This window comes from Clostridium sp. Marseille-Q2269, assembly GCF_943736985.1.
Lineage (GTDB): Bacteria > Bacillota > Clostridia > Clostridiales > Clostridiaceae > Clostridium_F.
The window spans coordinates 12,582-34,465 of the sequence record NZ_CALSFS010000014.1 but is presented as its reverse complement, the minus strand read 5'-3'; the positions used below and the strand labels follow the sequence as shown (position 1 = coordinate 34,465).

Here is a 21,884-nt window from a genome sequence, read left to right as displayed (position 1 = left end):
TTAAATAATTATGAAAAAGAATGTATTAAAGATATTAGCAATTTTTTGTATATCTACTATAATGCTTGTAGGTTGTGGAACCAAAGGTAATTCAAGTAATGATAAAGCAACAGAAAAGACTGTAACAGTTAAAGATGTAAAAGGCCAGGTTAAAATACCAGCAGAGCCTAAAAGAATAGTAGATTTAAGTGGTAATAGTGATATTTTATCAATTTTAAGATATAAGGTTATAGGAACTGCAAATAGTGATGCCTATGATTATAAAAAATTTCCATCATATTTAGAAGATACATTAAAAGGAGCAAAAATTTTAGGATATAGCATGCAGAGTACTATGGATACAGAAGCTGTTATGAATCTAAAACCAGACTTAATAGTTATATCAACAGTTCAAGAAAAAATGTATGCACAATTAAGTAAAATTGCTCCTACAGTTATGGTCAAATTAGATGCATTAAGCTGGAAAGATAATATAATATCTTTAGGAAATTTATTTAATAAAGAAGATGCAGCAAATAAATGGATCAAACAATATGAAGCAAAGGCTAAGGCAGCAGGAGATAAAATTAAAAAGGAATACGGAAAAAAAGTACATATCTTTCGTTTTTAGCAAGTGGTGGACAATTCTTTGTATTTGATGGAGCAGGTTTTGGTACTGTTTTATATGAAGATATGGGACTCTCTAAACCACAAGGAATGCCAAAACAAAGTAATATCAGTCTTCCTGTAGTCACTTATGAAGGTTTGGCAGCCATTAAATCTGATTATATATTTCTAATGGCAACAGATAAAGATTATGATCAATTTAAGAAAAATGCAATCTGGAATAACTTACCCGCAGTTAAAAAAGGAAAAGTAGTTAAATTAGGAGCTTCACCATATTTTAATCAAGGGTACAGTCCAATAGGTAGAGAAGTGTTACTAGATAAAATAGGTGGCATGTTAAATGAAACGAAATAAAAAATATACCATAGGTTTTATAAGTTTTACTACCTTACTTATAATAATAGGATTGCTTCTAGCTATAATGCTAGGAGCAGTCCATATAGATTTTTTAGATATATGGAATAGTATATTTAATTATAGTGAAACTCTTAATCTTATGTTAATTAGAAATGTGCGTATTCCAAGAGTTCTATCTGTATTATTTACAGGAGGAATTTTAGGAATGACAGGAGCAATGATACAAGGAGTTACAAGAAATCCTATAGCTGAGCCATCTATTTTAGGTGTAAGTCAAGGAGCTACTTTAGTAATAGCTATTTTTTATGTGCTAGGAATAACAATAAGTACTAGCACTGTTATGATAGCATCTTTTATAGGAGCATTGATAACTGGATTAATAGTTTTAAGTTTCCTATCAAACAAAGCAAATAATAACTCCATAGCAAAGATACTTTTGGCAGGAACAGCAATGAGTACATTTTTTATTTCATTGACCACAATAATTGGATTATTGTCAAATCAATCTCAAATGATAGGTTTTTGGGTATTTGGAGGCTTTAGAAATACAAGTTGGGCAGATTTCAGATTAGTATTTATAGCAGGAGTTATAGGGCTTAGTATATCAATTCTATTGTCACCTAAGATAAATATATTAAATCTTGGTGATGATGTTGCCATAGGTCTTGGAGAAAATCCTGAAAAGATAAGATTCACAACACTTATGGTTATGATACCTATGTGTGCAGCGGCAGTAGCTGTAGGAAAAAATATAGGTTTTGTAGGACTTATTGTTCCTCAGGTAGTTAGAAAAATATTAGGAGAAGATTATAAAATAAACATACTATGTTCTTTTTTATTAGGAGCAGTGCTTTTAACTTATTCAGATATTGCAGCAAGAATGTTATTTGATCCTTATGAAACTCCAATTGGAATATTTACCGCATTAATAGGGATACCATTTTTCATATCAGTGGCTAGAAAGGAGAGGGGCTAATGAAGAAGAAAGGATTCAAAGTAATATTAATAATTTTATTAGTCTTATTACTTATTTCTTTTATGGCTACACTATGTTGGGGTACATATAAAGTTTCTGTAGGAGAAGTTATAAATATACTTATTGGAAATGGAACAATGATTGAAAATACAGCAATATTAGATATCAGGCTTCCAAGAATTTTAGTTGGAATTTCCGTAGCAATTGCCTTATCAACATCAGGATCAATTCTTCAAACTATAACTAAAAATGACTTAGCAGATACAGGGATAATAGGGATAAATGCAGGAGCTGCTGTGGCCGCAGTATTATTTATTACCTATGAAACTTCTAATCACTATAGTGAACTTGGACAATTTTCAGTATTTGTACTACCATTTATGGCTATAGTAGCATCGGGAATAGCTTCATTTATAATATATATACTATCTAGTAAAAATGGAATAAAACCTAAAAGACTTCTATTAATAGGAATTGGATTAAATGCAGGTCTTAATGCCTTTATAACTTTTTTTACCTTTAGAGGAGGCGTTGGAGATTACAATAGAGTGCTAGTTTGGACTTCAGGAAGCTTTTGGGTATCTGGATGGAGCTATGCAAAGATAATAATTTTAATAGTAACCTTAATGTTTATATTAGTTTTATTAAATCATAAAAAATTAGATGTTTTAAATCTTTCAGATGAGCTTTCTATATCTTTAGGATTAAATTTAGAAAAAGAGAGAAAAAAGTTTTTAAGTTTTGCAGTTATATTAGCAGGAACAGCAACAGCTTTTGCAGGAAATATTGGATTTTTAGGGCTTATATCCCCTCATATTGCAAGAAAATTAGTTGGCCCATATCATAAGAATTTTGTTGTAATATCCGCCATAATAAGTTCTATAATAATTATTCTTGCAGATGCAGTTTCAAGAAATTTATTTTCTCCAATTGAAATTCCAGTGGGAATAATAGTATCCATATTTGGAGTACCATACTTTATTTATTTAATGATGAAGGAGAAATAATTATGGAAGTTATTAATATAAAAAATTTATCAGTATCATATGAAAACAATACTATAATTGAAAATATGGATTTATGTATACCAAAGGGGAAGATAAGCATAATAATCGGAGCAAATGGATGTGGAAAGTCAACTTTATTAAAAACTATAGCAAGAATCAATAAGCCTAAAAATGTAGACATTTTAATAAATAATAAAAATATAAATCAAATAAAAGAAAAAAATATAGCAAAAGAAATAGCTTTTCTTCCCCAAGGACCAGTTTGTCCAAGTGGACTCACAGTTAGAGAACTTGTTGCCTATGGAAGATTTCCTCATCAAAAAATGATAGGTGGACTAAATAGTCATGATAAACAAATCATTGATTGGGCAATAGGAGAAACTGGGCTTAGTGAATTTAGTCATAGAGAAGTTGAAAATTTATCTGGTGGTCAAAGGCAAAGAGCTTGGATTGCTATGATTTTAGCTCAAGAAACAGATATTATAATGCTTGATGAGCCTACAACCTATTTGGATATGTCTTATCAGCTTGAGGTATTAGAAGTACTTCAAAGACTTAATAAAGAAAAAAATATTACTATAGTTATAGTGCTTCACGAGCTTAACAATGCTTGCAGATTTGCAGATAATATAATTGGACTTAAAAAAGGAAAGATTGTTTGTGAAGGAAAGCCAATAGATGTAATTAATAAAGAAACTTTAAGAGAAATATATGGTGTAAATGCTAATCTTAAAGAAAGTGAAAATGGCAAATACCCAGTATGTATGGAATATGAACTTTTTAGGGCAGAGGCATGAAAAATAAAAACTTTATCATAATAGTTATAGGGCAGATTATTTCACTTTTTGGAAATGCAATTCAAAGATTTAGTATGTCTTTATATTTATTAGAGCTTACAGGGAGTACAGCTGCTTTTGCTAATATATTAGCAATATCAACTATACCGTATATTGTATTTGCTCCAATAGCAGGTAGGCTTTCAGACAAAGTAAATAGAAAAAAGATAATGGTATACTTAGATTTCTTCTGCTCAGTATTGATTGGTGTGTATGCCTTTATATTATTTAAAGGAAGAGATACAGAATCTATAGCTGCAGTAGTTATGTTTATATTGTCCATATGTTCTACATTATATGGGCCAGCAGTGGTATCTTTAATTCCACAAATAGTGGATAAAGATAAACTTACTTCAGCAAATGGAATAATTAATCAAGTGAGCTCAGCTGTGAATTTTACGGCACCCATATTATCTATAGTTGCCCCATACTTTATAAACATATTACTTGAGCTTCCGTCAGAGATTTATGGAATAGTAGAAGGAATATGTGTATTGGGCATGGTATTAGGAAGTCTTTGGATAAGTTTAAAACCAAATATGTTTTCAATGAAAAAAGTCCATTATACATATTTCCCTATGATAGCAGGAGTTATGTTAATGTCTATATTAGGATTTATAAAGTTAAATAATTATACTTTAGCATGGCTTTTTGGAATTGGTGGTATGGCAATTATGTTATCTTTATCATTATCAAATGTACTAACTTTAACATTTATACAAAAAGAAGTACCGGGGCATATGTTAGGGAGTGTGTCAGCCTTTTCAACAGCAGAGCAACTATAAGTGTTATACCGGGACAATTGATATTTGGACAAGCAATACATATGCACATACCCATAGGAAGGATCTTATTAATAACAGTAATAATTAATTTAGGACTTATACTATTTGTTAAATGGAATGTAGAAGAATTGAAATAAAAATTTAGAATTTAGATTTTTATGGTTCTTTTTATTTATTACATGAAATACATTAATTTCATTTTCATTAGTGTTTTATTGATGAATTTACAATAATAATTATAATGATTATATTTTAGTATAAATATAAATATTATGATATAATAAAAATAATTACCATATTTAAAAGTGAAAGTGTTTAATACCACGAGAGGGGATAGTGGTATGATAATTAATCATAATTTAAAGGCTATGATTGCATATAGAAATATTATGATAAATGGTACTTTGGCTGGAAAGGCTATGGAAAGACTTGCTTCAGGTAGGAGAATTAATAGAGCAGCTGATGATCCAGCAGGACTTGCAATCTCACAAAAGATGAGAGCACAGATAAGAGGCCTTGAAATGGCATCAAGAAACGCTCAAGATGGTATTTCCATGATACAAGTTGCAGAAGGTGGAGTGAGAGAAATTCAATCCATACTTCAAAGAATGAGGGAATTAGCGGTACAAGCAGCCAATGATACAAATTCTCCAGAGGACAGAAAGAATATCCAAGAGGAAATCAACCAATTAACAAGAGGAATTGATGAATTACACTAAATATAGTATTCTTCAACAAGTAGCCCAAGTTATGTTTTCCCAAGTACTCAAGCAACAGGAAAGTACAATTCAATTGCTAAAGTCTTTGAATAACTAAAACCCATCACATATTTGTGGTGGGTTTTACCTAGTTTATTTCACAAGTAAGCTAATAACTAAGATATAAGTTTCAATTTTAAGGAAACTTTTTATGCAGGTATTTTGTGGTCACTTACTACAGTTTTATTTTACTAAGAATGTAGAAAAATATGGTAAAATATATACATATAGAAATGAAAAAACAATAAATAAATTTATATAGATTAGAAGAGGAGAGTTTATGTATAAAACAGCTAAGATTTTGGTAGTTGAAGATGATAATGATATTAATAAATTACTTTGTAGTATTTTTGAGAATAAGGGATATAAATGTAGAGGAGCTTTTTCAGGAACGGAAGCATTAATGTGTGTAGAAAATGAAGAATTGCATATGATTTTATTAGATTTAATGATTCCAGGCCTCAGTGGAGAAGAAGCTATATTAAAAATAAGAGGAATAACTAAAGCTCCAATTATTATTGTGAGTGCAAAAACATCCAAAAAAACTAAGCTAGAATTATTAGAAAAAGGAGCTGACGATTTTATTTGTAAGCCATTTGATCCAGATGAAGTAGTTGCAAGAGTAAATTCCAATCTGAGAAGGTATTTAGAATTTTGTACAGGTGAGGGAAAAAACAATATCTTAAGTTATAAAGATATTACTTTAAATGTAGAAAGCAAGGAAGTAAAAGTTGGACAAACTATAATTACATTAACAGCAAGAGAATTTTCAGTATTGAAGTTATTATTAACTAATCCTAATAAGGTTTATAGTAAATCTAATATCTTTGAAAGCATATGGGGAGAAGATTTTTTAGGACAGGACAATACTGTAAATGTACATGTAAGTAGATTAAGAAATAAGCTGACCAAGGCCAATAATAAAGATTATGATTACATAGAAACAATCTGGGCAATGGGGTATAGATTAAGAAAATAGTCAGTTTAAATTTAGCATAAAAATAAATATTAATAAGATTTAATACTTTTGAAAGGTTTTAGTAAAGTTTTCTTATAAATCATTGTTTATTATAAACAGAGTTCTTAGTTTTAGGAGAGTGTTCACTCCTCTAAAGCTTAGAAATCGTTATCCAGGGACATAGCTGATCTTTACTTCCAACTTTAAGAACATGGAAGTATTAGAGCAGGTAGTCATGGATAAAAACATGATTTATAAGAGGAGGGAAATATAGAATGGATGAATATGTAATTAGAACCAGTAATATCACGAAAATATATAAAAAACATAAGGTGCTAGACAGTATATCTATTAATATTAAAAAAGGTGATATATATGGATTTGTAGGAAAAAATGGTGCTGGCAAAACAACTATGATTAGAGTGCTTACAGGTCTTGCCATACCTAATGAAGGACAAGTTCAGTTATTCGATCATAGCGAAGAAAAGGAAGTTATAAAAGAAAGAAGAAGAATTGGTACTTTAATAGAATCACCAGAGTTGTATCTTAATATGACTGCAAAAGAAAATCTTGAACTTATAAAAATTCAAAGGGGGATTCCGGGAACTAAGTGTATTAATGAGGTTTTAGATCTAGTAGGGCTTAAGGATGTAGAAAAAAAGAAATCTAAAAATTTCTCATTAGGAATGAAACAACGATTAGGAATTGCTATGGCTTTATTAAGTGATCCAGAACTTTTGATTTTAGATGAACCTATAAATGGATTAGACCCAATTGGAATAAAAGAAATAAGAGAGCTTTTACTTAAATTAAATAAAGAAAGAGGAACTACTATTTTAATATCAAGCCATATATTATCTGAACTTACCCATATTTCAAATAGATATGGTTTTATAAATGATGGGAAATTAGTTGAAGAAATAACTTCAAGTGAACTTTCAAATAAATGTAAAATGTATCTTCACTTAAAAATAAGTGATTCTTCAAGTGTGTCAATTATTCTAGAAAATGAACTGGGAATAAAAGATTACGAAGTTTTGAAAGATAACATTATAAGAATATATGACCAATTTGATGGAGAAAAGATTACTCTTGCTCTAGCCAAACATAATATAGGAGTTAAAGAAATAATGAAAATGGGTGAATCCCTAGAGGATTATTTTACTAAATTAGTTGGAGGGGAAGATAATGAGTAATTTGATTAGAGGAGAATTTTATAAATTAAAAAAGAGCAAGTATCTTATTGGAATTATAATATTAACACTATTGGTTTTATTTCTTATGATTCATAGTTACTATTCAAATATAACAAGTATGAAAAAAGAACATCTTTATCTTGTAAATGGAATGGATTCAATAGAATTTGCATTTGAATGGCTTGTGATTACAAGTTTTATATTTTCTTTATTTGCAGGAGAATTTATTGCTAAAGACTTAAAGCATAATATGAATAAAAGTTTTATTTATGGATATAAGAGAAGTAAAGTTATATTAAGTAAATTAATAGTCTTTATAATAACTTTTTTATTTTTACAGTTAATATATACAACAATTTTAGTTATACATGTTTCAATTAACTATGGATTTTGTAAAACTTTAAATTATAGCACTATATTATATTTAATTAGAGTAGTTATTATTGGGATAATGTATAGTGTGGCAACAATGTCCATAGTTTCTATGATTGCTATAATAATAAGAAGTAATGTGTGTACAGCTTTTTCACCAATTTTATTTACATTAGCATTTCAAGCATTAGGTTTGAAGCCACCTATTCCAGCTATAATTAAATGCGTATTTCCTGTTATTGTTGGTAGAGAAGCACTAGCAAGATTTGCACCAAAATCAGTTATCATAAGTGCAATAATTTCATCAATAGTAATTTTTACAATAACAACTTTAATAAGTGTTTTATATGTAAAACATAAAGATATTAAGTAATCAAGATAAAAAATTATTATATAAATTAGGAGAAATGAGATGTATTTATTTGCTGTTATTTTGTTCGTGATTTTTATGATTATATTTTCAATAGTAATGTGTATTAAGGTATTTTTATATAAAAGACAAATAAGAGATATTACCAATCAGATTAGAGAATTTAATGAGAGAAAAACAAATAAGAAGGTTAATACTGAAATAAAAGATAAAAATATAGAAGAGCTTAGTTTTCAAATTAATGAGTATCTAGAACTATATAAAAAAAATGAACAAGAAAAGATAATGTTTGAAAACACATTGAAACAGGGAATAGCTAATATGTCTCATGACTTAAGAACTCCAGTGACTTCAATAATAGGATATCTAAAATTACTTGAAAATGATGAAATAGATAAAAAAGAAGCAATGGATATACTTAAAAGTAAAACTAGTAAATTAAATATACTTATAAATGATTTTTTTGAATTAGCTTCAATAGAAAGTGAAGATTATGAATTAGATATGATAAAAATAAATTTAACTAATATGGTACGTAATGAAATATTATCATTTTATGAAGCCTTTCACAGCAGAGGAATTGAACCAAAAATAAATATTGTGGATAACCCCATTTTTATAATGGGTGATAAGGATAGTTTAGAAAGGGTATTTGAGAATCTACTTTCTAATACATTAAAATATGGAGAAAAAGATATTGAAATAAATTTAGAAAGAAGTAATGATAAAGTTATATTTAAAATTTCTAATATATGTACTAGTATTTGTGAGAAAGATGTACTATGTATGTTTGATAGATTTTATATGGCAGATAAGGTAAGAAAAGGACAAGGTGCAGGACTTGGACTTTCTATTGTAAAAAGTCTAATGGAAAAGATGGAGGGAATTATAACATCAAAGTTTGAAAAAAATAGGGTTTCTATTATATGTGAATGGAGATATATATAAATTTTATAATAAAGCATTATGATTATCTTTTAATTTTATAAAACAACAAAAAAGTCTGTTATTATAACAAATCTTTTAGATTATTTTTTAACAAGCAAGAGTTGTATAGAATTAATAAACAAAATATCTAAAATATATAAAGATGATTATATTACTGGAATGGTAAAAAACTGTTCCAGTATTTTTGATTGAATAAAGAACCAAAAGTGACCCTAACTTATCTAATACATGAATGTAAAATGTGAGTATATTGTAATATGGAGGTTAAAATGGAACATACAGACTTGATAGAATTGGCTAGGTTAGCGAAAAAAGGTGATAAAGTAGCATTTAGTAAGCTCATAAAAATTTTTATTATAATTATATTAAATATTGAAGTGTTTTTTAGTTCTCAATCGTTATATTAAATGTAAGGATAAAAGAAGGTGGTGATAATTATTGAGAAGGAACAATTTGCAAATTGTATAAAACAATATGAACGGTTAATTATTACTATTTGTCTATCCTTTACAAAAAATTATTTCGATGCTGAAGATTTGGCACAGCAAACTTTTTTAGCTGCATATGAAAATTATGAAAAGTTTGATGGTGGCAACTTCAAAGCTTGGATTACTACCATTGCTGCAAATAAGTGTAAAGATTATTTTAAGAGCAAAATAAGAACAAATATTAGTTTATGGGATAAAAAGTATGAGAACATAAAAGATCATGGAGATTCTCCAGAAGAAACAATAGTTAAAAAAAATGCCATGGAGAGAATATATGCAGTATGTAATAAATTAAAAGAGCCATATAAAACTGTGGCCATAAGCTATTTTTGTAAAGATATTAAACTTTCACATTTGGCAAAGAAAACTGGAAAAAACATAAAAACTTTAGAAACACAATTGTATAGATCAAAAAAATTATTAAGAGATTTATGGAAGGAGGAGTTTATGTGAAGCCAATATTATTTAACAAAGAAGGACATTTAACTGAATACACAATAAAGTCACTTAAATTTGGCACTCTTAAGGACGAAGAATTGATTTTAGTATTGGATCATATTAGTGATTGTGAGAAATGTGCTGGTATATTTGCTGATAGTTTTGAAAATGACGAACTTGCACAAGCTCCTTTAGGTTTCGAAGAAAAAGTACAAATTAAAATAAAAAGTAATAAAGAAAATAATATTCAATTTAATAGGTACTGTGCCAGAGTTGCAATTGCTGCTAGTATAGCATTAATTATGGTTTTTTCAAATGGATTAAATTTTTTGGCCAGTACAAAAGTAAACCATGTAAAGCCATTAAATTTAAGTTTTATAAATTCGATTAATTCAAATCTTAATACATTTTCTGAAAAGATAATTAAAATGGAGGTTTTTAATAATGATAAAAAAGAAAAGTAAATTCTTAACTTTTGTTTTTTCACTTTTGCCTGGGGCAGGACACATGTATATGGGATTTATGAAAATAGGTGTGTCTTTTATGTCTGTATTTTTATTTTTAATATTTTTTTCCACTTGGCTTGATATAGGACCATTATTATTTATTTTGCCACTTATTTGGTTTTACTCATTTTTCGATTGTATGAATAGATTAAGTGTAGATGATGAAGAATTTTTAATTTTAGAAGATAAGTATTTATTCTCTATAGATAAATTATCAGAATTAGATAAAAGTATATTTGAAAAACGTAATCTTGCTATTGGTGTAGTAGTATTAATTTCAGGTATTTATTTAATGGGTGATAATATTCTAAATATTTTAGAAGGATATATTCCACAAGAAATCTATTCAGTTACACATCATTTTATGAAACAAATCCCTAAGATAATTATAGGGGTGACAATAATCGTTATTGGTATAAGACTTATTAAGGGGAAAAAAAGGGAGTGTAAAATAGATGCTTAAAGGACGTAGAGTAGGGACATTAACTGCAGGTATTGTTTTAGTTATATCTGGAATAATGTTTTTACTTAGATCAGTTATTAACAACATTGACATTTCTTTAATAGTATCTTTTTGGCCTATGGTGCTAGTGCTCTTAGGAATAGAAATTCTTACAGCTTATATAATAAATAAAGAAGAAAAAATGAAATATGATTTTGGGGCAGTAGTATTAGTCATGCTTTTATTATTCTTTGCTATGGGAATGGGAGTAACAGAATTTATTACTACTCATTGGGCAGTGTTTAAGGGAACAATCTAGATATAGATAAAATTCTTATATAAATTATAAACAGCTGGAAATAGCAAATGAGAAACTTTTATCTCAATATTCCCATATTGAAAAACTAAGTGATTAAGGTATATGCGTATTACTTTAAATAAACATAATATGAAATTTTATAATTGTATAGTAGTTACTTAAGCATCTCATGAGAGATGCTTTTTTATTGTTAACATTTAGGGTAAATGATATATCATATGATTTATTTTTACTTTAATAACATATTTATAAATAATTTTTATGTTTTTTACAATTGTGGTAGAATTTTTACTATAAAGCTATAGTATATATTTTTAACTTCTTATTAAATTTGTCCAGATTTTTAGACATAAGAGATTATATTTATAAATTATATTAATAATTTTATTAGCATAACAGCTTAAGCTAGATTTTCAAAAATTTATTTTACATTGAAACTTCTATGAAACATTGATCATAACGCATTTCATATGAACTATTATATGATTAAAATATATGAAAATTCATTTAATTATTTAAAATATGTAAGAAACCAAGATAACAATTATAAGAGATTAAGGAGAGACAGAAATGGTTACAATTTTGATAATTGAAGACGATGATACAATTGCTTTTGGAATTAAGTCATTTTTATTGAAAAATAATTACAGAGTTATTCATGGTAAAAATTTAAAAAAAGGAAAAGAGCTTTTTAAAACAGATATAGATTTAATATTACTAGATTTAAATCTTCCTGATGGATCAGGATTTGATTTTTGCAGTTATATAAAAAGAATTAAAGATATTCCTATTATTTTTCTTACTGTGACAGATGAAGAAAGTACTATGATAAAAGGACTAGATATGGGTGGGGATGACTATATTACAAAACCGTTTAAATTAAGTGTTTTACAAGCTCGTATTACTGCTGTTTTACGTAGAACCCTTAAACAGAATAAACAAGAGTCCATTTTATGTTGTAAAGATATTAAAGTAATAAAGTCAGAAGGAAGAGTGTATAAAGATAACCATGAAATAGAATTGACAGTTGGTGAGTATAATTTATTACTAAAATTGCTAGAAAATAAAAATCGTACTTTGACAAGAACCATTTTATTGGAAAAGCTTTGGGACTGTAATGGAGAATTTGTAAATAACAATACATTATCCGTGGCAATTAAACGTCTTAGAGAGAAGTTAGGAGATGATTCTTTTATTAGAACAGTGAGAGGAATAGGTTATAGAATGGAGGATTAAATATTTATATGAAGAAAAAAAGTATGATAGTGTGGTTTCTTAGTAGTTTAGTATACATAACACTTCTTTGTGCTATATTTGGTGGAGTCATTTATACGCAGGCAAAGAAAAATTTTTATGAGAAAACAGCACAACTTATAGGGGCTGGAGTTAATGATAATTCTGATATTGAACAAGCTTTGGTATCGGCACTAAAAAAGAAAAATTCAACAGATATAAATAAGGGTAGAAAAGTATTAGAAAAATACAGTTATGTTGAAGATTTTAAAAGTAATTTTAATAATTATCAAATGTTTAATAAAATAGTTATTAGTATTTTATTATTAATTGCTTTACTATTTTTTTATTTTGTAGGTTCATTAGTAATTTTAAATATTATAAAGCGCAGACGTATACACAATTTAGCAGAATATATTTACAATATAAATCAAGGGATTTATAAAATGCAAATTGAGAAGAAAGAAGACGAATTTTCAATTTTAGAAGATGAATTATATAAAACAGTTATGATGCTTAGAGAAAGTAGGGAAAAGGAAAGAAAAGAAAAAGAGAAGCTATGTAATAATCTTGCAGATATATCCCACCAACTTAAAACCCCTCTTACATCTATGTCCCTTATGGTTGAATTGTTAGAAAGTAGTTATATTGAAGGAGAAGAATCCTTATATATTGAAAGCATTTCAGCACAGATACAGCGTTTAAATTATTTAGTATCCTCATTATTAATAATTTCAAAAATTGATGCAGATGCAATGATATTAGAATATGCATCTATCAATGTTGATGAATTAGTGCATGTAGCTGTTGAGCCGTTACATTTAATGATAGAAAAAAAGAACCAACAACTTTTTATAAAAGATAATAGTGATATATTTTTTACTGGTGATTTTCACTGGATCAATGAAGCTATTTTAAATATAGTAAAAAATTGTTCTGAACACACACCGAATGGAGGAGAAATTTCTATAGATTATAAACAAACCCCAATATGCACACAAATAACAATTGAAGATAATGGCACAGGATTTCATAAGAAGGATATTCCAAATATTTTTACTAGATTTTATAAGGGTGTGAATTCATCTAAAGACAGTGTAGGGATTGGACTTGCTGTTGCAAATTCAATAATAAAAAACAAAATGGTGAAATTATTGCTGTAAATAAGGAGACAGGAGGAGCAAAATTTATAATAAAGTTTTATAAAAATTAATTACCAATGTCACTAAAATGTAACTTAACAAAGGTATTATAGTGGTATATAAAAGAAAGCACCCGGTAAAAAACATGTTTTTACCAGGTATTGAACTATAGAAAGGAGAAAATATTTTGGAAATATTAAGAATTGAAAATCTTACAAAAACCTACGGAATAGGTGAAACAAAGGTTACTGCATTGGATAATTTAAATTTGAAAATAAACAAAGGACAATTTGTTTCAATAATTGGACCAAGTGGATCAGGAAAATCTACACTTCTACATATGTTAGGGGGAGTGGATAAACCTTCAAAAGGTAAAATTTATATTGATGATACTGATATTTCATCCATGAATGAAACTAAATTAGCTTTATTTCGTCGCCGAAAGGTAGGACTAATATATCAATTTTTTAATCTTATCCCTACTTTAACTGTTGAAAAAAATATATTATTACCTATGCTTTTAGATAGCAGAAAACCTAAAAAGGAAGAATTTGATAAGGTTGTAGAAATACTTGGTTTAAAAGAAAGGATTAATTACCTACCAAACCAGCTTTCAGGTGGGCAGCAACAAAGGGTTGCTATTGGGCGTTCATTAATATATAGACCTTCTATTATTTTAGCAGATGAACCTACTGGAAACCTTGACAGGAAAAATTCTGAAAGTATTCTTGAAATGTTAAAGATTTCAAATAAAGAATATAACCAGACTATTTTAATGATAACTCATGATGAAAAAATTGCACTATCAGCAGATCGAATGATTAGAATAGCTGATGGTAAAATTGCATCAGATGAGGTGATTAAATAATGAATATCATGAGCGAATATACATATCATCATTTGAAAAAGAATAAAAGACATACAATTTCTATAATAGTTGCTATTATAATTGCCTCAGCACTTTTATGCTCATTATGTATATTTGTACATACTTTATGGAAAGCACAAGTATCCATAAGAATTGAAAAGCAAGGTTATTGGCATGGGGAATTATGGGATGCTATATCAGGTGATAAATTAAAATATGTAACAGAAAACCCAGAAGTTGAAACCACCATGGTTAAAGGACAGTGGATTACTGCTAAACTTTCAAATACAAAACGTCCCTATCTATTAATGAGAGATGCAGATGCAAATTTTTGGTCGGATATGGGTAATCAAGATGATCTTATGAAAGGTAAACTTCCTCAAAAATCTGGAGAAATTGTTTTATCAAAATTATTCTTCTTGGATAATCCTTCCTATAAAGTTGGTGATAAGTTGACTATTCCCATAGGTAATCGTATGTTGGGTGATAAAATGATTAAAACCCAAGATTTCAAAAAATCAGGTGAGACTTTCGAGGTAACAGGGACTAAGACGTATACCATAGTTGGAGAAATGGATTATTCTGGAGTGTCTGCATATCCTGGATATATTGCTATGGGATACTTGGATCATTCACAAATTAAATCTAAAGATGAACTTACAGTTTATATACGATTTGAGAAACCTCATAAAATTTACAAGTTATTACCCCAAATAGCTAAGTCTACGGGATTAAAACAGGATGAATATGGTAAATATAATATTCGTTATAATACACCTTTATTAAATTTATATGGAATTAGCAATAAAAACGGTGAAAACACTCAAATAATTGCAATAATAGCAATGATAATAATAATGACTTTATTAGTTATGGGAGCATTTATTCTTATTATCTATAATGCATTTTCTTTATCTGCCAATAACAGGATTAAACAACTAGGTATCTTAAAAAGTTTAGGAGCAACCCCAAAGCAAATTAAACATTCAGTTTTATATGAAGGCTTTTTACTTTGGCTTGTTCAATTACCAATAGGCATTATAATAGGATATATATTTAGTTATACAGTTGTTTTTAAAATTAATGAAATTCTTAGTTCTATGGAGGATTTCAAAAAAATAAATGTTCCCTTTTCATGGGTAGTAGTTGTTTTTGCTATTAGTATTTCATTGATTACCGTTTTAATATCTGCTTATATTCCAGCAAGAAAAGTAGCTAAAGTATCACCTATTGTTGGAATACGTCAAAATAATAACAAAGTCAAATTAAAGAAACCGAAAAATCATCCTATAATACAAAAAATATTTGGTGTAGAAGGTGTACTAGCAAAATCGCAATTTTCAGCTAATAAAAAAAGTTTACGTACTGCTGTACTATCTCTTGCAATTTGTTTTACCTTAATAGTTGGATATATTAGCGTAATGTATATATACAAATTAGCTGAGTCTAAAAATTATGAAACAATCAAATATGATATGAGGGTTAATCTAGATATTACAGATGAACCAAGTGATGAAATGATAAATAAAATTCTTTCCTTGCCTGAAGTTAAAAAAAGCGTAGTAAGAAGACAAGTACATACTTCAACCTATGTAACATCAAAACAGGAGTCAGATGTTTTTTCTAAATCTGGAGGGTTTGATGGAGTAAATACCATGAAATATAATGTATTGAATGAAAATGGGAAGCATAGAATTATAGCAAATTTAGTTGGATTAAGCGATGAATCATTTAAAAAATATTGTGAAGAAATTGGTATTGACTCTAAAAAATATTATCAAGATGGGGAACCTACAGGAATATTATTAGACAGCACATATTATACACCAAAAGGGTCAAAAGCTGGACAAAACATGCCGTTATTAAATATAAAAGATGGCGATGAGCTAGTTTTAAATGAAAAAGTAGAGGAAAATATTAATGGAAATTATAAATTTAATGTTCAAGTAGGAGCTGTTACAAAAATTTTTCCAGGTGAACTATCAACAGGTGGATACAGCATAGCTTGTATAGTACCTATGAAAACATATCAGAAAATAGTTAGTAATTTTTCACCAGATCGCATGCTTGAATACAACATTATGTCAATTGATTTATTGGTGGGTGATAAGGTTAGTGCCAGCACAAAGAAAAAATTAACTAAGATTTGTAGTTCTTACCTTGGATCCGAAGACTTTAGGATATGGAGTCTATTGGAAGGAAAAAATCATGATAAGCTGGTTAAAAAAGCTACAACTAGTGGTGTTTTTGCTATAGCCTTAATGATTGGTTTAATTGGTATTTTTAATGTTTTTTCTACAATTTCTAATAATCTTAGAGTACGCAAGAGAGAATTTGCTATATTTAGATCAGTAGGATTAACACCAAAAGGATTAAATAAAATGCTGATGATAGAAGGTTTATTCTTTGCTGTAACACCTATTATTGTAAGTATCCCAATAATATTTTTTATTTGTTTTTATATGATGCATTTAACCCTAATAACATGGTCCGAGTTTATGTTTGTTTTCCCAGTAGGAATAATTTCAACCTATACTATACTTATAATTGTATCTATTTTTTTATCATATTATTTTTCTTCAAACTGCATTAAAAAAAGTAATGTAGTAGAATCAATCAAAAATGAAATAGTATAATATTACAAATTAATGATGTAGGTAGTTTCAATATAACAAAACCATATAAGACACCGAAATTTCCATTCCAATTTTTTGAGTTTGACACAAATATCTATGTATCTTATAATTTAATACATAATATAAGGAATGGGGAAGCGAAGAGTAACATGATAAATATTATTAAAACTGCCATTATAACCATAATAATATCATTTATATCTGGATTACTGTTAGATTATTATAAAAATTTAGCACCCAGACTACTATGTAATATAGGAGAGAATATACCTGTAAAGATAAATAACAAAAATATTCATGCATATATTGTTACTGTTAAGAATATATCAAATAAAATAATTCATGATATAACTTTACATGTACAAAGCCCAAAAAGTAGTTTAAAAATTACGGATGCTAAAATAACAAAGGGTTTAAAATTCGATTCTTCAATAGAAGATGATGTTTTAGATGTAAATATACCTTTTTTAAGTAATGATGATGAATTTTCTGTTACATTATATGTAGAAAATGAATATGGATTGAATAATAAGCCTGCTGTTATAATCAGATCACCTGAAAAATTTAAACAAGTACATTCTTCAGATCAAAAAGGAGTTTTATCCATATTTTCTAATATAAATAATATGATTGCAAAGATAATGAAAAAAAATCGAGCAGTAGATTCTAATAAAAAAGGTGATTTTACAAGGGCTAATAATGAAGTGGCATATAGTTCAAAAACAATAAATAAACAAAGAGGAAAAAATATTCATAACAATAATAAGCTTGGTAAGAATAAAAAGGCAATGATAGTCGTTGTATCCATTATTTTAGTTGTGGTTATTGGGGCTTTAGGAAAGTTTTATTTCAAATGGAACTCTACTAATACACAGACCCCTAATATAAAAACTGATAGTACTAAAAAATCTTCTGATATAAAAGGATCATCTGATGGAGATACTAACAACTCAGATGTAAAACCATCAAATGGTGAAAAAACTAAAAATACAGATAGAACAAACGAAAATATGGATACGAAATCATCAACAGATGGATCAACCCCAAATGTAGATTCAAACAAATCAACAGATGAAACAAATAAAAATACAGATTCAAATAAATCAACAGGTGAAACAAATAAAAATACAGATTCAAATAAATCAACAAGTGGAGAAAATAAAAATACAAATCCAGATGAATCAACAAGTGGAAAAACGGGAAGTACAGATACAAAATCATCAACAGACGGAACAAATAAAAGTACAGATGTAAAACCATCAACAGGTGAGACAACTGGAGATACAAGTAAGTAACGTAGTAATATATTTATGTAGTATATATGAAAAGTATTTTTATATAACAATAAAGTACCCATCACAGAGTTGTGATGGGTTTTACCTATTTTATTATAATTTGAACTCTTCCTATTCTACCATCATTTAATCTTACTTTTATACCCCTATGATGAAAGCTGGAATTTGTAAGTATATTTTTCACGGTTCCTCTTGTCAATTTTCCAGTACGTTGATCTTCCTTCAATACAATATCTACAATTCTTCCTGGATAAATATCTTCTCTCTTTTTACCATCCATATATTTAGTACTCCTTTGTATTCAATGTTATAATAATATCACAAGAAATTATAGTAAACAAATATAAATGTAGGGGAAGATAAATGAATTTCGTAGCTATAGATTTTGAAACTGCAAATGAAAAAAGGAATAGTCCATGCTCTATAGGAATTGTGGTTGTGGAAAATGGCAAGATTATAGAAAAAGTACATCACTTGATAAAGCCTAAGGAAATGAGATTTATGCCAATAAATATTGGAATTCATGGAATAAGGCCTCATATGGTTCAAGACGAATTGGAGTTTGATAAAGTTTGGGAGAAAATTAAACATTATTTTGAGAATAATTTAGTAATAGCTCATAATGCTTCTTTTGATATGTCTGTATTAAGAAATACATTAGAACTTTATAATATAAAAGTTCCAAGTTTTAAGTATATATGTACAATGAAGCTTTCTAAAAATTTTTATAGTAATATTGATAATGCAAGATTGAATACAGTAAATAAGTTTTTAGGATATGACTTTCAACATCATGATGCTTTGGAAGATGCAATGGCATGTAGTAATATCTTACTTAATATATCAGAAGAATTGAATTCAAAGGATATTAATGAAATATCAAAGTTAATTGGAGTAACGCTAGGATATGTAAATGAGGATGGATACAAACCATTTTCAACTAAAGGAAGGATATTTAAAAGATCTAATAGACAAAACCCCAATAAAAATAAAAACATAACGGAAGATTTTAGCTTTACTGCATTTAAAGAAGAGGTTGTTGTATTTACTGGCGGATTAGTGTCTATGACAAGAGATGAAGCAATAATATTGGTTAGAAAGCTTAGTGGCACTGTTGGAAGTTCCGTAACTAGGAAGACAACGTGCATAGTAACCAATACGAAAGATATAAAGGATTTGAATAGGGAAGAAATGAGCAATAAACTTAAAAGGGCAGTGGATTTAAAGAAAAGGGGACAAAATATAAAATTTTTTAATGAAGATGCATTCCTACAAAAATGCAAAGGAAAATAATAAATTTTTAGAAATTTTGTTAAAGAGAAAAGGCTTTAGGTGGATAGGAATTTTTAATTTAATTCAAGAATATGAGCATTAGGTGGAACAAAAAAATACAGATTAAAATAAATCAACAGGTGAAACAAGTAAAAATACGGATTCAAATAATGTAGCATGTATTAAAATTATTTTTATATAACAATAAAACATTAATGAAATTTCTAAAAAAGTAATAAAACCTTTTTATGGTAGGTTGTCACTATATTAAAAAGAACAGTTAGAGCTCATGCTAAACTGTTCTTTTTTATTTAAACTAAATATTAATTTAAATAAAAAAATCATACTTAATATTGAGAATGATTTAGTTTAAATTATAGACAATAATATAGTGAAAAATTTAAAAATATATTAAATGATTTAATAATTCATTATAGAATAGCATTAATAAATTAATTTTATTAGCTAGTATTCGTTAAAAAGAGATATTAATAAAAATAGAGTGATTCACATAAAGAAATATATAAAAATGTAGTAGAATGCCCAGTGTTACAAATAACATTTAAAGTAACAAATTACATACGTCATTATACATAACTATACTTTTAAGATATATTGATAATAATTAAATAAAAACTTAAAATATCATTAAAGATAAGTGGCCATTATCAAAACTGAATTAGGAGTGAATATTATGAAAAAATATAATGTAGTTATTGTAGGTGGCGGAAGTACTTTTACACCAGGATTTTTAAAATCCTTTTGTAGATGCAAGAATGATTTACCTCTTAATAAATTGGTATTATTTGATATAGATGCAGAAAGACAAAACCCAATTGGAGAGTTTGGGCAAATCTTAATGAAAGAGAATTATGAAGGATTAGATTTTAAATATACTACTAATATTGAAGAAGCTTATAAGGATATGGATTTTGTGTTTATGCAAATGCGTGTTGGTGGTTTACAAATGAGAGCAAAAGATGAGCACATTCCTTTAAGTATGGGACTTATAGGACAAGAAACTTGTGGAGCAGGTGGAATGGCTTACGGATTAAGATCTACAAAAGAAATGATTAAAGCTATTTATGATATAAGAAAATATTCTCCAAATGCATGGATACTTAATTATTCTAACCCAGCAGCAATAGTTGCAGAAGCATTAAGAAGAGAGTTCCCTAATGATACTAAGATTTTAAATATATGTGATCAGCCTGAAAATGTTGTACGCTCATGCAGTCGTTTGTTAGGCTGTGATTGGGAAACTTTAGATCCAGTATATTTTGGATTAAATCACTATGGTTGGTTTACACACATATATGATAAAAATACAGGAGAAGATTTATTACCTAAGTTAAAAAAATTAATTAAAGAAAAAGGTTTTTTACCTCAAGATGCAGAGCAAAGAGATCAATCTTGGCTAGATACTTATGGAATGGTTCAAACACTTATGAATGATTTCCCAGATTATTTACCCAATACCTATGATCAATATTACTTATATCCAGATTATAAGGCATCTCATCTTGATCCAAACTTTACAAGAGCTGATGAAGTTATGGCTCATAGAGAAAACCGTGTTTTCACTGAATGTAGAAAAGTAATTGATGCAGGAACCACAGAAGGAATTATAAAGCTTGAAAGTGATGCCCATGCAGAGATGATGATAGAAGTTGCCGCATCCATTGCTTACAATAAAAATAAAAGATATATAATTATTGTAGAAAATAATGGAGCAATAAATAATATGCAAGATGATGCCATGGTAGAAGTAGTTGCAGAACTTGGCATTAACGGACCAAGGCCTATGAGAGTTGGTAATATTCCACAATTTTATTTAGGATTATTGGTAAATCAAGTGTCTTGTGAAAAATTATTAATAGATGCTTATTATGAAAAATCCTATACAAAAGCATTACAAGCTTTTACCATTAATAGATTAATAAATGATGGAAAGAAAGCTAGAAAAGTATTGGATGCATTAATTGAAGAAAACAAAGGATATTGGCCAGAACTTAAGTAGAGCATAATAACACTTTAATAAAGGTAATTAAATATGAATAAGTTTTAATTACCTTT

General features: G+C 27.9%; 21 protein-coding genes and 2 pseudogenes. 22 read left to right on the top strand and 1 reads right to left on the bottom strand.

The features are described from left to right. Positions 1-10 precede the first annotated feature (10 nt). The 20 genes and pseudogenes from NGI68_RS13980 to NGI68_RS13885 all read left to right on the top strand — a co-directional run bounded on the left by NGI68_RS13980 (position 11) and on the right by NGI68_RS13885 (position 18,536). A pseudogene (locus tag NGI68_RS13980) lies at positions 11-960 on the top strand (ABC transporter substrate-binding protein). Beyond that, positions 947-1,939, top strand: a complete 993-nt coding sequence (locus tag NGI68_RS13975) for a FecCD family ABC transporter permease (RefSeq protein WP_251862074.1) — start codon at positions 947-949, stop codon at positions 1,937-1,939. The pseudogene NGI68_RS13980 and the gene NGI68_RS13975 overlap by 14 nt, the downstream one beginning before the upstream one ends. Beyond that, entirely contained in the window at positions 1,939-2,946 is a 1,008-nt protein-coding gene (locus NGI68_RS13970) for a FecCD family ABC transporter permease (RefSeq protein WP_251862073.1), read from the top strand. Before NGI68_RS13975 ends, NGI68_RS13970 begins: the two co-directional genes overlap by 1 nt. A gap of 2 nt (positions 2,947-2,948) precedes the next feature. Then, positions 2,949-3,743, top strand: coding sequence for an ABC transporter ATP-binding protein (locus NGI68_RS13965; RefSeq protein WP_251862072.1), 795 nt, complete (start codon positions 2,949-2,951; stop codon positions 3,741-3,743). After that, a complete protein-coding gene (locus NGI68_RS13960) occupies positions 3,740-4,567 on the top strand; it encodes an MFS transporter (protein ID WP_353505407.1) in 828 nt (275 codons plus the stop codon). Before NGI68_RS13965 ends, NGI68_RS13960 begins: the two co-directional genes overlap by 4 nt. A gap of 341 nt (positions 4,568-4,908) precedes the next feature. After that, a pseudogene (locus tag NGI68_RS13955) lies at positions 4,909-5,280 on the top strand (flagellin N-terminal helical domain-containing protein); the annotation flags it as partial. A 325-nt stretch (positions 5,281-5,605) separates the two neighbouring features. Next, positions 5,606-6,304, top strand: a complete 699-nt coding sequence (locus NGI68_RS13950; protein WP_251862070.1) for a response regulator transcription factor — start codon at positions 5,606-5,608, stop codon at positions 6,302-6,304. A 254-nt stretch (positions 6,305-6,558) separates the two neighbouring features. Beyond that, the gene (locus NGI68_RS13945; protein ID WP_251862069.1) at positions 6,559-7,479 is read left to right on the top strand and encodes an ATP-binding cassette domain-containing protein; all 921 of its coding nucleotides are present in this window, start codon (positions 6,559-6,561) and stop codon (positions 7,477-7,479) included. Beyond that, complete coding sequence (locus tag NGI68_RS13940; protein ID WP_251862068.1) at positions 7,472-8,224, top strand: ABC transporter permease; 753 nt, start codon at positions 7,472-7,474, stop codon at positions 8,222-8,224. The genes NGI68_RS13945 and NGI68_RS13940 overlap by 8 nt, the downstream gene beginning before the upstream one ends. Positions 8,225-8,263: 39 nt before the next feature. Then, positions 8,264-9,169, top strand: a complete 906-nt coding sequence (locus tag NGI68_RS13935) for a sensor histidine kinase (protein WP_251862067.1) — start codon at positions 8,264-8,266, stop codon at positions 9,167-9,169. 269 nt (positions 9,170-9,438) lie between these two features. Continuing rightward, positions 9,439-9,576 (top strand): hypothetical protein, encoded by a 138-nt coding sequence (locus NGI68_RS13930; RefSeq protein WP_251862066.1) that lies wholly within the window; start codon positions 9,439-9,441, stop codon positions 9,574-9,576. A gap of 21 nt (positions 9,577-9,597) precedes the next feature. Then, positions 9,598-10,110 carry an RNA polymerase sigma factor gene (locus NGI68_RS13925; protein WP_251862123.1) on the top strand — a complete coding sequence of 171 codons (513 nt, stop codon included), beginning with the start codon at positions 9,598-9,600 and terminating at the stop codon, positions 10,108-10,110. Further along, on the top strand, positions 10,107-10,559 hold the full coding sequence (locus NGI68_RS13920) for a hypothetical protein (protein WP_251862065.1): 453 nt from the start codon (positions 10,107-10,109) through the stop codon (positions 10,557-10,559). Before NGI68_RS13925 ends, NGI68_RS13920 begins: the two co-directional genes overlap by 4 nt. Then, the gene (locus NGI68_RS13915) at positions 10,540-11,064 is read left to right on the top strand and encodes a hypothetical protein (protein ID WP_251862064.1); all 525 of its coding nucleotides are present in this window, start codon (positions 10,540-10,542) and stop codon (positions 11,062-11,064) included. Before NGI68_RS13920 ends, NGI68_RS13915 begins: the two co-directional genes overlap by 20 nt. Next, complete coding sequence (locus tag NGI68_RS13910; RefSeq protein ID WP_251862063.1) at positions 11,057-11,362, top strand: LiaF transmembrane domain-containing protein; 306 nt, start codon at positions 11,057-11,059, stop codon at positions 11,360-11,362. Before NGI68_RS13915 ends, NGI68_RS13910 begins: the two co-directional genes overlap by 8 nt. 570 nt (positions 11,363-11,932) lie before the next feature. Beyond that, a complete protein-coding gene (locus NGI68_RS13905) occupies positions 11,933-12,598 on the top strand; it encodes a response regulator transcription factor (protein ID WP_251862062.1) in 666 nt (221 codons plus the stop codon). Positions 12,599-12,606: 8 nt separating this feature from the next. Then, positions 12,607-13,758 (top strand): sensor histidine kinase, encoded by a 1,152-nt coding sequence (locus NGI68_RS13900; RefSeq protein ID WP_251862061.1) that lies wholly within the window; start codon positions 12,607-12,609, stop codon positions 13,756-13,758. 166 nt (positions 13,759-13,924) lie between these two features. Further along, the gene (locus tag NGI68_RS13895) at positions 13,925-14,605 is read left to right on the top strand and encodes an ABC transporter ATP-binding protein (RefSeq protein WP_251862060.1); all 681 of its coding nucleotides are present in this window, start codon (positions 13,925-13,927) and stop codon (positions 14,603-14,605) included. Further along, positions 14,605-17,241, top strand: a complete 2,637-nt coding sequence (locus tag NGI68_RS13890) for an ABC transporter permease (RefSeq protein ID WP_251862059.1) — start codon at positions 14,605-14,607, stop codon at positions 17,239-17,241. Before NGI68_RS13895 ends, NGI68_RS13890 begins: the two co-directional genes overlap by 1 nt. Positions 17,242-17,390: 149 nt before the next feature. Further along, a complete protein-coding gene (locus tag NGI68_RS13885; RefSeq protein WP_251862058.1) occupies positions 17,391-18,536 on the top strand; it encodes a hypothetical protein in 1,146 nt (381 codons plus the stop codon). An 85-nt stretch (positions 18,537-18,621) separates the two neighbouring features. Here the strand turns inward: NGI68_RS13885 and NGI68_RS13880 are convergent, their stop codons facing one another. After that, entirely contained in the window at positions 18,622-18,816 is a 195-nt protein-coding gene (locus tag NGI68_RS13880; RefSeq protein ID WP_251862057.1) for a YwbE family protein, read from the bottom strand. Between the two features lie 83 nt (positions 18,817-18,899). Here NGI68_RS13880 and NGI68_RS13875 point away from each other — a divergent pair, with 83 nt between their 5' ends. After that, on the top strand, positions 18,900-19,829 hold the full coding sequence (locus tag NGI68_RS13875; RefSeq protein ID WP_251862056.1) for an exonuclease domain-containing protein: 930 nt from the start codon (positions 18,900-18,902) through the stop codon (positions 19,827-19,829). Between the two features lie 673 nt (positions 19,830-20,502). After that, the gene (locus NGI68_RS13870; RefSeq protein ID WP_251862055.1) at positions 20,503-21,828 is read left to right on the top strand and encodes a 6-phospho-alpha-glucosidase; all 1,326 of its coding nucleotides are present in this window, start codon (positions 20,503-20,505) and stop codon (positions 21,826-21,828) included. Positions 21,829-21,884 lie beyond the last annotated feature (56 nt).